This window comes from Alcaligenes sp. Marseille-Q7550 (genome assembly GCF_965112015.1).
Genome location: NZ_CBCOPU010000002.1, coordinates 1,323,409 through 1,335,389, shown reverse-complemented (window position 1 = coordinate 1,335,389; position 11,981 = coordinate 1,323,409). Strand labels below are relative to the sequence as shown.

At 65.6% G+C, this 11,981-nt stretch carries 7 protein-coding genes and 1 pseudogene; 6 read left to right on the top strand and 2 right to left on the bottom strand.

Annotation, left to right across the window (positions count from 1 at the left end):
• The first annotated feature begins 37 nt into the window (after window positions 1–37).
• From aspS to rpoH, 5 genes and pseudogenes are all read left to right on the top strand, one after another.
• The gene (gene aspS / locus ACWPWO_RS15775; RefSeq protein WP_454007373.1) at window positions 38–1,828 is read left to right on the top strand and encodes an aspartate--tRNA ligase; all 1,791 of its coding nucleotides are present in this window, start codon (window positions 38–40) and stop codon (window positions 1,826–1,828) included.
• A gap of 19 nt (window positions 1,829–1,847) precedes the next feature.
• Entirely contained in the window at window positions 1,848–2,699 is an 852-nt protein-coding gene (locus ACWPWO_RS15770; protein ID WP_454007372.1) for an endonuclease/exonuclease/phosphatase family protein, read from the top strand.
• Between the two features lie 45 nt (window positions 2,700–2,744).
• Window positions 2,745–3,984 (top strand): annotated as a pseudogene (gene clsB / locus ACWPWO_RS15765) (cardiolipin synthase ClsB).
• Window positions 3,985–4,179: 195 nt separating this feature from the next.
• A complete protein-coding gene (gene fghA / locus ACWPWO_RS15760) occupies window positions 4,180–5,082 on the top strand; it encodes an S-formylglutathione hydrolase (RefSeq protein ID WP_454007371.1) in 903 nt (300 codons plus the stop codon).
• Between the two features lie 302 nt (window positions 5,083–5,384).
• Window positions 5,385–6,278 carry an RNA polymerase sigma factor RpoH gene (gene rpoH / locus ACWPWO_RS15755; protein ID WP_394062629.1) on the top strand — a complete coding sequence of 298 codons (894 nt, stop codon included), beginning with the start codon at window positions 5,385–5,387 and terminating at the stop codon, window positions 6,276–6,278.
• A gap of 228 nt (window positions 6,279–6,506) precedes the next feature.
• On the opposite strand, the gene ACWPWO_RS15750 is transcribed toward rpoH, so the two are convergent.
• Together ACWPWO_RS15750 and ACWPWO_RS15745 are read right to left on the bottom strand one after the other, a co-directional pair.
• A complete protein-coding gene (locus ACWPWO_RS15750; protein ID WP_454007370.1) occupies window positions 6,507–8,558 on the bottom strand; it encodes a TonB-dependent copper receptor in 2,052 nt (683 codons plus the stop codon).
• Window positions 8,555–9,091 carry a DUF2946 family protein gene (locus ACWPWO_RS15745; RefSeq protein ID WP_454007369.1) on the bottom strand — a complete coding sequence of 179 codons (537 nt, stop codon included), beginning with the start codon at window positions 9,089–9,091 and terminating at the stop codon, window positions 8,555–8,557. The genes ACWPWO_RS15750 and ACWPWO_RS15745 overlap by 4 nt, the downstream gene beginning before the upstream one ends.
• 262 nt (window positions 9,092–9,353) lie before the next feature.
• Between ACWPWO_RS15745 and ACWPWO_RS15740 the strand changes: the two genes are divergently transcribed.
• Entirely contained in the window at window positions 9,354–11,978 is a 2,625-nt protein-coding gene (locus ACWPWO_RS15740) for a cation:proton antiporter (RefSeq protein ID WP_454007511.1), read from the top strand.
• The last annotated feature ends 3 nt before the right edge of the window (window positions 11,979–11,981 follow it).

Here is an 11,981-nt window from a genome sequence, read left to right as displayed (position 1 = left end):
ATTTGCAGTCTTTACTACTATTTCGGAGTCATCCTAGATGCGTACGTGTTATACCGGCGAGGTTTCCAAAGAATACCTGGGCCAGACGGTCAATTTGTTTGGCTGGGTACATCGTCGCCGCGACCACGGGGGTGTGATTTTCATCGATCTGCGCGACCGTGCCGGCCTGGCCCAGGTGGTGGTCAATCCCGACAACGTGCAGGCCTTCGAAATCGCCGAACGCATCCGCAATGAATATTGCCTGCGCATCACCGGTCGCATCCAGGCCCGTCCCGAAGGCACCGTCAACCCCGATCTGCGCTCGGGCGAGATCGAAATCATCTGCGACGAGATCGAGATCCTGAACGCCTCGGTGACGCCTCCCTTCCAGCTGGATGACGACAACCTGTCCGAGACCACGCGCCTGACGCATCGCGTGCTGGACCTGCGCCGCCCGCAGATGCAGAACAACCTGATGCTGCGCTACAAGGTCACCATGGAAGCGCGCAAGTTCCTGGACGAGCTGGGCTTCATCGACATCGAAACCCCCATGCTCACCAAGAGCACGCCCGAAGGCGCCCGCGACTATCTGGTCCCGTCGCGCGTGAACGCCGGCCAGTTCTTCGCCCTGCCGCAGTCCCCTCAGCTGTTCAAGCAGATGCTGATGGTGTCGGGCTTTGACCGCTACTACCAGATCACCAAGTGCTTCCGCGACGAGGACCTGCGCGCCGACCGCCAGCCTGAATTCACCCAGATCGACTGCGAGACCTCCTTCCTGAACGAAGTCGAGATCCGCGCGATCTTCGAAGGCATGGTGCGCCACATCTTCCAGAAGGTGCAGCAGGTCGAGCTGCCCCAGCCTTTCCCCACCATGAGCTGGTCCGAGGCCATGCAGCGCTTCGGTTCGGACAAGCCCGACCTGCGCGTCAAGCTGGAATTCGTGGACGTGGCCGATCTGATGCGCGACGTGGACTTCAAGGTGTTCTCCGCGCCCGCCAATGATCCGGCCTGCCGCGTGGTCGCCCTGCGCGTGCCCGGCGGCGGCGCCATGCCTCGCAGCGAGATCGACGCCTACACCAAGTTCGTGGGCATCTACGGGGCCAAGGGCCTGGCCTACATCAAGGTCAACGACGCCGCCTCCATTCCCGAAGGCCTGCAGTCGCCCATCGTCAAGAACATCCACGTGGATGCGCTCAAGCAACTGATCGCGCGCACCGGCGCCCAGGACGGCGACCTGATCTTCTTCGGCGCGGACAAGACCAAGGTGGTCAACGACGCCATCGGCGCGCTGCGCATCAAGATCGGCCACAGCGATTTCGGCAAGGAGCACGGCCTGGTCGAAAACGGCTGGAAGCCGCTGTGGGTGGTGGACTTCCCCATGTTCGAGTACGACGAGGAAGAAAACCGCTACACGGCCGCGCACCATCCCTTCACCAGCCCGAAGGACGGCCACGAGGACCTGCTCGAGACCGATCCGGGCAAGGCTTTCGCCAAGGCCTACGACATGGTGCTGAACGGTTGGGAAATCGGCGGCGGCTCGGTCCGTATCCACCGCGCCGATGTGCAGAGCAAGGTGTTCCGCGCCCTGAAGATCGACGCCGAGGAAGCGCAGCTCAAGTTCGGCTTCCTGCTGGACGCGCTGCAGTACGGCGCCCCGCCTCACGGCGGCCTGGCCCTGGGCCTGGATCGTCTGGTCACCATGATGGCGGGCCCCGACTCCATCCGCGACGTCATCGCCTTCCCCAAGACGCAGCGCGCCCAGTGCCTGCTGACCCAGGCGCCGTCGGCCGTGGACGAGAAACAGTTGCGCGAGTTGCACATCCGCCTGCGAGCTGTCGAAAACAAGTAAGCCTATGTAGGGGGACGACGTGTCGGTGATACGGGTAGTCAGCTACAACATCCACAAGGTCCGGTCAGCCTCCGGCAAGCGCGAGTCCCTGGCAGACCTGCGCCTGGGGCTCTACGGCCTGTCCCCCGACTTGCTTTTCCTGCAGGAAGTGCAGGGCCGCAACCAGTTGCAGGGCAGCCTGGACGCGCAGCACGAATCCCTGGCGGCGGCGCTGCGCATGCATACGGCCTATGGCTGCAACGTGGTGCGCCAGCATACCGACCACGGCAATGCGCTGCTGTCGCGCTTTCCCATCCTGCAATACGAAAACCAGGACATCTCGGACCATCGCCTGGAGCAGCGCGGCCTGCTGCATGCGGTCATCCAGGTCGACGGTCGGCCCGTGCACTGCATCGTGGTGCACCTGGGCCTGTTCAACAACGGCCGCGTGCGCCAGATCCAGGCCCTGCTGGACCGCATCAAGCGCATCGTGCCGGCGGACGAGCCCTTGCTCATCGCCGGGGACTTCAACGACTGGAACAACCGCCTGGCGCCCATCTTCGTGCAGCAGCTCAACCTGTACGAAGTCTTTTCCTTTTCCCCTCAGGGCCAGGTGGATCACCGTTTCCGCTTGCGCCGGCCCATCAACTGGCTGCGCACCTTGCGCCAGGGCGTCATCCAGCCGTCCGCCGGCAGCATCCAGCTCGGCGTCAACGGCGCGGCCCGCATGACGCCGCCGCCGCGCACCTTTCCCGCGGTCTTTCCCTGGCTGCGCCTGGACCGCGTCTACCAGCGGGGCTTTGCCGTGCGCAATGCCCGCGTGCTGGTCGGCGATCCGTGGAAGCAGCTTTCGGATCACGCGCCCATCCTGACCGAACTGGAGCTGCCCTGACGGGCCCGTCCGTCTGACGGCGCAACTGCCAGGCCGATCACCGCCATGCCCCGCCTCAAGCGCAACCCCGTCTGGCACGACGGCAACCGGATTACCCTGCTGCAGAATGGCCAGGATTTCTTCCCGGCCATTTGCCGGGCCATTGCCCAGGCGCAGCACAGCATCCATCTGGAAACCTACATCTTCAACCTGGATGACAGCGGACACAGCGTGCTGGAGGCCCTGCGCGAGGCCAGCGCCCGGGGTGTGCGCGTGCGCGTGGTGATCGACGGCTTCGGCAGCGATCGCCATGCCCTGCAGATCGGCGAGCAGTTGCGCGCCATGCGCGCCCGCTACCGCATCTACAGGCCCAAGCCGCGCGGCTGGCGCGAACCGCGCCTGTCCTTGCGCCGTCTGCGCCGCCTGCATCGCAAGGTGCTGGTGGTGGACGAGCGCATCGGTTTCGTGGGCGGTATCAATATCCTGGACGATTTCGACGACGTTCCCTTGCTGGACGGACGGACCAATCCAGCGCTTTGATTTCGCCGTGCGCTGCGAGGGCCCCATCGTGGACGACATGGTACGTGCGCAGCAGGCCTTGTGGCTGCGCATGGCCTGGCGCCGGCGCGACGATTGGGAAAGCTTCACCCAGCGCTTCTTGCAGTGGTGGCTCCGGCAGCAGCAGCGGCGCCGGAGCTGGATGCCCCGACACCCGCCGGCCGAGAAGGGGCTGCGCGCCACTTTGCTGCTGCGCGACAATGTGCGATACCGCCAGCAGATCGAGAAAGCCTATCTGCACCTGCTCGCGACCGCCCGCCAGGACGTGATCCTGGCCAATGCCTACTTCTTCCCCGGCCGCAAGCTGCGCCGCCAGCTTGAAAAGACCGCGGCGCGCGGGATACGGGTGCGGCTGCTGCTGCAGGGTCACGACGAGTATTTCCTGCAGTATCGGGCCTGCCGCTACATGTATGGGCAGTTGCTGGACGACGGGATCGAGCTCTACGAATACAACGCCAGCTACCTGCATGCCAAGGTGGCGGTCGTGGACGACTACTCGATGGTGGGCTCGTCCAACCTGGACCCATTCAGCCTGCTGCTGGCCCGCGAAGCCAATGTGCTGATCGATGACGCCGGCTTTTCCGCCGACCTGCGCCGGCGCCTGGAGCGCGAGATTCGCGATTGTTCCAGGCAGGTGACCGCGGCGCAGTACCGCAGTCTGGGGCCGCTGAGCCGCCTGGTGGACTACCTGGCGTATGGCATGCTGCGGCTGGGCGTGCTGCTGACGGGGAAATCGTCCTTGTATTGACCGCGCGCCTTCGCGCCGGCCTTGCCGTTCGCGACGGTGATACGCGGGCCGGCGGCGTTCCTCATCTAGGCGAAAAAGCCCGGGCCGCTGGCCTTTGAGTCGATAGCTCTATACATTATGGCTTGGCGCCGTCTGGCTGCGCGCTTGCGCCGCCCTGGCGGAAAGCCGGAGACGACATCCTACCAAGAGAGGGCTATGACACAGGAACTGGAACTGTTGAACGAACACCGCTGCTTCGATGGCTGGCAGCGCTATTACCAACATGCGTCGCAGGCGATCGGCCTGCCCATGCGCTTTTCCGTTTATCTGCCGCCGCAGCTGCAGGCCAAGGCGCACAAGGGGGCGGCGAGCCTGGAGCAGGCAGTGGGCCAGGGCCGCGTGCCCGTGCTGTTCTTCCTGGCGGGCCTGACCTGCACCGAAGAAACCTTCATGATCAAAGCCGGCGCTCAGCGCTACGCCGCCGAGCACGGCATCATGCTGGTGGCGCCGGACACCAGCCCGCGCGGCGCGGGCGTGCCCGGGGAAGACGAGGGCTGGGATCTGGGAACAGGGGCGGGCTTCTACCTGGACGCCACCGAGCCGGGCTGGAGCACACACTATCGCATGGAGAGCTATGTGGCGCGCGAGCTGTTCGAGCTGGCGACCACGGTGCTGCCCGGCGATGCGGCGCGCGCCGGCATCTTCGGCCATTCCATGGGCGGGCATGGCGCCCTGACGCTGGCCTTGCGCCACCCGGGCCAGTACCGCTCCGTATCCGCTTTCGCGCCCATCGCCGCGCCCACTCGCTGCCCTTGGGGAGAAAAAGCCTTCGGCGCCTATCTGGGACAGAACCGCCAGGCCTGGGAGGCGCATGATGCCAGCGTGCTGATGGCGGAAGCCAGCGCGCCATACCCTGCCGGCATCCTGGTGGATCAGGGCCTGAGCTGTCTCTTATACACACCCGACGCTGCCGACGACCCCATACGTCGGAGTTCTGCTGGTTGCGAGCGGGCTGAACAGCCGCTCACGCTGCGCCGCCACGAAGGGTACGACCATGGTTATTACTTCATTTCCACCTTCATCCAGGACCACATGCGCTTTCACGCTGAGCGGCTGTGAGGATGTGAAGGATGGCGTAGCGCCCTGTCATGTTTTTGTTTTATAAGGGCGCTAAGCTGCGGACAGGCAGGGCTTGCCCTGCCTGTTTTTTATTTCCAGCCCGTGGCGGGGCGTGCTGTGGACGGGTTGTTTTTTGCCCTCCGGCTGGAACTTTTTCTTGCTGAGGGGCTCCTAATCCTGTATTGCAATTTTTTAGCACTCCCCACGCCAGAGTGCTAAACTGAGATCAACATCGATATACGTTTCGTCCGGTGCGTGTTTGAGCTTCTTGTTCCCGCCGGCCGACTTTTGAAGGATTTTCCATGACACAACAAGCGAACGCGTTGGCCCTGGCGTCTGGTAATGAACTCGTCGCTGCGGTCTCCAATCCAGGCGCTCTGGGTACCATTGAAGCGTATATTTCCGCCGTCAACCGCCTGCCGCTGCTCAGCGCCGAGCGCGAGACAGAACTGGGCCAGCGCCTGCGCGACAAGGGGGACCTGGACGCGGCCCGTGAACTGATCATGTCGCACCTGCGCCTGGTGGTTTCCATTTCCCGCCAGTACCTGGGCTATGGCCTGCCGCACGCCGACCTGATCCAGGAAGGCAATGTGGGCCTGATGAAAGCCGTCAAGCGCTTCGATCCCGATCGCGGGGTCCGCCTGGTGTCTTTCGCCGTGCACTGGATCAAGGCCGAAATCCACGAATACGTGGTGCGCAACTGGCGCATGGTCAAGGTCGCCACCACCAAGGCCCAGCGCAAGCTGTTCTTCAACCTGCGCCGCATGCGGCCCGACGGCCAGACGCTGGACTCGGCACAGGTGGACGAGATCGCCCGCGAACTGGACGTGCGTCCGCAGGATGTCAGCGAAATGGAAGTGCGCCTGTCGGGCCACGACCTGGCTCTGGAAGCGCCCAGCGACGACGACGAGAGCTTTGCGCCCATTTCCTACCTGTCCGACGACGGCCACGAGGAACCTTCGCAGGTGCTGGAGCGTCGCGCCCGGGACATGCTGGAGGGCAGCGGCCTGGAGGAAGCCATAGCCGCGCTGGACGAACGTTCCCAACGCATCGTGCGCGCCCGCTGGCTGCAGGATGAGGGCGGCGCCACGCTGCACGAACTGGCCGCCGAATACGGCGTGTCGGCCGAGCGTATCCGCCAGATCGAGTCCGCCGCATTCAAGAAGCTGCGCCTGGCCCTGGCCGGATCGGTTTAAGACTCAAACAGTTACATCTTTTGCGGGAAATCGAAGAACTTAAGCGCCTCACGGCGGACTAAACAATACATGTGCTGATTATTGCCACCTACGCATTCCAGCATATGTCGTCCGCTTCGGCTTCTCCTCTTCCCCTCCCTTTTGAAGCGGATGTTTACGGGACACCAGCAAGGGTGTCCCTTTTTTTTTGCCCGCGCCGGGCGGATGTCCCGCCCGGTGCAGCCGGCCTTAGAACGACAGGGCCGCCTTCAGCCAGACCGTGCGCCCCGGATCGTTGAAGCGGGTCGCCGCGGCGTAGCCGAAGCCGCTGTTGCCGGCCAGGTTCAGGTGTTCGCTGTAAGTCTTGTCGAACACATTGTCCACGCCCGCCGTCAATGCCAGATGTCGGTTGACCTTGTAGCCTCCATACAGGGACACGGTGCCGAAACCGCCGGTCGGCCCGAAGTCATACCCCACCACATTGCCCTGGCCGCTCGCGTAGTGGTTCTGGGCGGCCACCAGGCGCCAGACGCCGCCCGCCGACCAGGCGCCGCGCGTGTAATCGGCGTTCAGGCGCAGGTCCAGCGGCGGCATCTGCGGCAGGGGGCGGCCGTCGCTGCGGTTGCGGCCCCAGGCGTAGGCCAGGGCGGCGCCCAGCTTCCAGTTCCGGCCGACCTGAACGTCCGCGCCCAGTTCCGCACCCATGATGCGGGCCTGCACATTGCGCGCCTGGGCGCCGGCGCCCATCATGCCGCCGGATGGGTAGTCGAACAGGATGTAGTCCTGGATATGGCCGGCATAGGCCGAGGCCCAGGCCGACAGGGTCTCGCCCTTGTACTGCGCGCCTATGTCCAGCTGAGTGGTCTTTTCAGGCCGCACGCCCAGGAAGGCGCTGGCGCTGCCCTGCGGGCCGCGCTGGGGGGAAATCAGCTCCCAGTAGTCCGGCATGCGCTGCACATGGCCCAGACCGGCATACAGGCTCAGCGGCACGGATTCCAGATCGTGTTCCAGGCGCAGAAAACCGCTGGGCAGGGTCTCGCGCCGGCGCACGCCGGCGCCGGGGTTGGTCATGTTCATCATGCCGCTGCCCAGGGTAGGGCGCAGGTCCTTGGCTCCTGCCCGGTCCAGCCGCGCGCCGCCCGCCAGGCGGTAGCCGTCGGCCAGCTCCCAGCGGGCTTCCGTGAACACGCCCAGATTGTCGAACTCCGCATCCTTGATCCAGGGCTGGTCGCGATAGTCCTGGCGTCCCATGGCGCTGCGCTTGCGGTGGCGGCTGCGCTGCAGGTCCAGGCCGGTGGTCAGGGTCAGCTTTTCGCGCAGCGTCCAGTCCGCGCTGAGGCGCGCGCCCCAGGTCAGCCTGTCCACGTTGGACGCCATGGGCATGGACATGCCGCCGCCCGGCTTGAAGGGGCGCAGCTCATGGTTGTCCATGACGTGATCGGCGTAGTTGTAGTAGAGCTGGGCTTCGACATTGCGCAGCAGGCCCTGGTCCATGTCTTTCTTGAAGCGCATGCCCAGGCTCTCGCGCTTGAAACGCGTGCCGTCCATGCCGCGCCCGGCGTAGCGGGCGTAGCCATCGCCGGTTCCGGCGCTCAGCTCCAGCAGCGTGTCCGGGTCGGGCGTCAGGCCAACCGAGACGTCCGCATTCCATTTTTTCCAGCGCGAGGGCACGCGTTCGCCGTCGCCGTCGCTATAGTCCTGCGCCCGGTCCCGGTTGACGGTCAGGCGCGTGTAGTAGGACGCATTGCCGGCCGCAAAGTCCGCCGCACCGGCATGGCGGCCCCAGGAGCCACCCAGCAGGCTGGCTTCCAGCGTGGCGTCCGGTTCCGTGAAAGCGGGCGGCTTGCGCTCGAGGCGCACGGTGCCGGCGGAGGCGCCGGGTCCCCAGCGCACGCTTTGCGGGCCCTTGATGATGGTCAGCTCGTCGAAGGATTGCGGAGAAATGTAGGAGGTCGGGGCGTCCATCCGGGCCGGGCAGGCGCCGGGCATGGCGCTGCCGTTGGCCAGGATGGCCAGGCGCGAGCCGAACATGCCGCGCAGCACGGGATCGCCGTTGCTGCCGCCGTTGCGTATGGCGGTGAAGCCGGGGATGGTCTTCAGGTAGTCTGCGCCGTCGCTGGCGGGCAAGGGCAGGCGCGGCAGCTTGGGATTGGTGCTGAACAGCAGCGGTGTTTCGGGCGTCACGCCGGTGACGACGATGGGGCTCAGCTGTTCGACGGGCGGGGTCTGGGCGGCGGCGGGATGGGACAGGCAGGCCAGGACGGCGGCGCTGATCAGGCCGGGAGCACATGTATTCTTCATGACGGAATTCCAGGGAACGCCGGTCTCCCTGCGAACGGTTCGCAAGGCAGGGGCGTCGAATAGAAAGGGCGCACGGCGCGAGCCGGGCGCGGGAAGTCAGGCAGGAAGAAGAGAAGGCGGGCGCGCTGGCCCACGGGCGGGCCGCGGATGAAGGCCTGGTCCGGGATCGGTTCCAGGACCGGCAGCAGCAGAGGCCGGAAACGGCCGCTGTGCAGGGGAGGCAGGGCGGCGAGCGGAGCGGGGCTCAGGGCCGCCTGCAGCATCATGGCGAATGGGCAGGTGGCGCTGGTGGTGGCCTCGTCCTGGTGCTGGACGGGCTCTTCGCCCATCAGGGCGGTCCATTGCCGGGCCGCCTCGGGAGACAGGATCTGGCCGGCCGGCAGGCAGAAGGTCAGGGCGTAGCCCTGCTCGGTCTGCCTGGGCATGTAGCCCGCGGGCACCACGCCGCGCAGCATGAGCCCCAGCAGCAACAGGCACAGGCCCAGGCGTCTGGGCCAGGATGCGGCGTCAAGAGAAGGGCGCGGGGAGCTCATGGCGTAGCAGTATAGCGATTCGCCCGGCTCACGGATTTGTTCCAGCGCAGCCGTCCATGAAAAAAAGAGGTCCCGCCGCGTACGGAAAAAACGTAAATTTTGGTAGAAAAGGCCCTGCCTCGGGCTGTGCTTCAGGTAAAAAGCGCTATGCTAATCCTTGCGGGGAGCGGGGCGTCCCGTGCCGATCCGGCCCGACTTGCGGCCATGCCTGGTATTCACTCCTACGCGGATCGGCTCATCGCCGATGACAGAGGACGTTGTGATGCAGATTGGGCAGTTGGTATTTGGTTTGGCGGGCCTGCTGGCGCTGGTGGCCTTCATGCCGCCGCTGGCGGGACGCCTGCGTCTGCCGTATTCCGTCCTGCTGGCCCTGATCGGCTTTGCGCTGGGCATATTGCTGCACCTGCATGCCTGGGCGCCCAAGGTCATGTCGGACTTTTTCGATACCCTGCAGGCCTTCAAGATCTCCTCCGAGACCTTTCTCTACGTTTTCCTGCCCATCCTGCTGTTCGAAACCTCGCTGTCCATGAACCTGCGGCGTCTGCTGGACGACATAGGCCCCATCCTGATGATGGCCGTGGTGGCGGTGGTGGTCTGCACCTTTGCCGTGGGCTACGCGCTGAATGCGGCCTCGACCTACGGCCTGGTGGTATGCCTGATGCTGGGCGCCATTGTCGCCACCACCGACCCGGTCGCCGTGGTCGGGGTGTTCCGCGAAGTGGGCGCCCCCAAGCGCCTGTCCACGCTGGTCGAGGGCGAGGCGCTCTTCAACGACGCCGCCTCCATCGCCCTGTATTCGGTGCTGCTGGCCGTGCTGACCGGCGGCGGCGCCCTGTCGGGCGGCACGGTGCTGAACAGTTTCCTGATCAGCTTTCTGGGCGGCGCCCTGGCCGGCTACCTGATGGGCCGCCTGGCCAGCAGCCTGTTCGTGCTGCTGGGCGGCTGGCCCTCGGCCGAGGTCACGCTGACCGTCGCGCTGGACTACCTGGCCTTCTTCGTGTCCGAGCACTACCTGGGCGTATCGGGCGTCGTGGCCACCGTCATCTCCGGCCTGGTGGTGGGCTCCACCGGCCGCACCCGCATGTCGCCCGCCACCTTCGAGCTGCTGACCAGCTCCTGGGCGCAGATGGGCTTCCTGGCCAATTCCCTGATCTTCCTGTTCGCCGCCATGCTGATTCCGCGCATGATGGCGGAAATGACCTGGACGCAAGTCGGCCTGATCGGCCTGCTGTTCGTGGTCACCCTGCTGGCGCGCGCCGTCATGGTGTTCGGCGTGCTGCCCTTGCTGGGGCGTACGCGCTTTGGCACGCGCGTCAGCCGGCCCTACCGCATGGGCATCCTGTGGGGCGGTCTGCGCGGCGCCGTGTCGCTGGCCCTGGCCCTGGCCGTGACCGAACAGCATGCCGTGCCGCATGAGGTGCGCCAGTTCATCGGCGTGGCCACCACCGGTTTCGTGCTGCTGACCTTGTTCGTCAACGGCATGACTTTGCGGCCCCTGATCCACCGGCTGGGCCTGGACCAGCTCACGCCGCTGGAGCGGCACTTGCGCGATCAGGCGGTGAGCCTGGCGCTGGAGGACCTGCGCGACAAGACCGAAGAGCTCGCCCGCCAGGAAAAGATCAAGCCGCAGGTGACCGAGCATCTGTGCACCGTCTTCGATGCCAGCCAGGCCAGCGTCGCTTCCGGCCAGATCCAGAGCCTGACCGAGGCGCAGAAGATCAAGATGGGCATGGCCATGCTGTCGGCGCGCGAGGTGGAGCTGTTCTATGAGCTGCTCAAGTCCCAGATCGTGGACTGGAAGACGGCCGAATCCTTGCTGAGCCGGGCCGAGCGCATGAACGACACGGTGCGCCAGGGCGGCCTGACGGGCTTCGAGTCCGCCATTGCCGCCGACCTGCGCTATTCCTACGGTTTCCGCTGGGCCTTGCGCCTGCATTACCTGATGGGCGTGCAGGGCTGGCTGGCCCGCGAACTGGCCAAGCGCTTTGCCAACCTGATCGCCAAGCGTTCCGTGGCCGAGCGCCTGATCCGCTTCGCGCGCACGGAACTGCCGCCCCTGCTGGGCCAGCAGGCCACGGAAACCATTGTGCAGGCGCATCAGCTGCGCCTGACGCAACTGGAGGACGCCATGCACTCGCTGACCCTGCAGTATCCGGTGTTCGCGCAATGGCTGCAGGAGTCCTACCTGGCGCGCATCGCCGCCTCGCAGGAGCGGGCGCGCTATCGGGAAATGCTGTCGCATTCGCTGATCACCGGCGAGATGTACGCCGACCTGGTCAAGCAGATCAATCAGCGCTGGCGCTATCTGGACAAGCGGCCGGCCCTGGACATCGCCATGAGCGCGTCAGAGCTGATCAGCCGGGTTCCTTTGTTCGACGGGATTCCGGACGAGACCAAGCAGCGCCTGGCCAAGCGCCTGCGTCCCCGCCTGGCCTTGCCGGACCAGAAGATCCACCTGCGCTTTGGCGGCATGCGCGCCATGTACTTCGTCGCGTCGGGAGCGGTGGAGACCACCCTGCCGGACGGCAGCACGGTGGAGCTGGGCACGGGAGAGACCATAGGCGAAGTCAACCTCGTCGAACACACGGATTATGCGGGCGAGGTGCGCTCGCTGGGCTACAGCCGCCTTCTGATGCTGACCGAGCGCGATTTCGACGCCTTGCTGGCCAAGGCTCCCTTGCTGCGCGAAAAGATAGAAACCGTGGTGCGCCAGCGCCAGCGCGCCTACCAGGTATGGAAGGAGTTTGAATCGGGGCAGCGCAAGCACGAACCCTTGCCGCCCCTGTTCGGCCTGGCCCAGGCCTTGAGCCAGGCGGAAAGTTTCGTGGGCCCGCTGCAGCCGGGCAGCAGCATTCCGGTCGCCGCCAGCGCGCCGGCGCCGCACTGAACC

Excerpts from the sequence above, each read along its gene's own strand:
- aspS (WP_454007373.1), top strand. The coding sequence starts at position 38 with ATGCGTACGTGTTATACCGGCGAGGTTTCCAAAGAATACCTGGGCCAG.
- rpoH (WP_394062629.1), top strand. The coding sequence starts at position 5,385 with ATGACACAACAAGCGAACGCGTTGGCCCTGGCGTCTGGTAATGAACTC.
- ACWPWO_RS15750 (WP_454007370.1), bottom strand. The coding sequence starts at position 8,558 with ATGAAGAATACATGTGCTCCCGGCCTGATCAGCGCCGCCGTCCTGGCC.
- ACWPWO_RS15740 (WP_454007511.1), top strand. The coding sequence starts at position 9,354 with ATGCAGATTGGGCAGTTGGTATTTGGTTTGGCGGGCCTGCTGGCGCTG.
- ACWPWO_RS15745 (WP_454007369.1), bottom strand. The coding sequence starts at position 9,091 with ATGAGCTCCCCGCGCCCTTCTCTTGACGCCGCATCCTGGCCCAGACGC.
- fghA (WP_454007371.1), top strand. The coding sequence starts at position 4,180 with ATGACACAGGAACTGGAACTGTTGAACGAACACCGCTGCTTCGATGGC.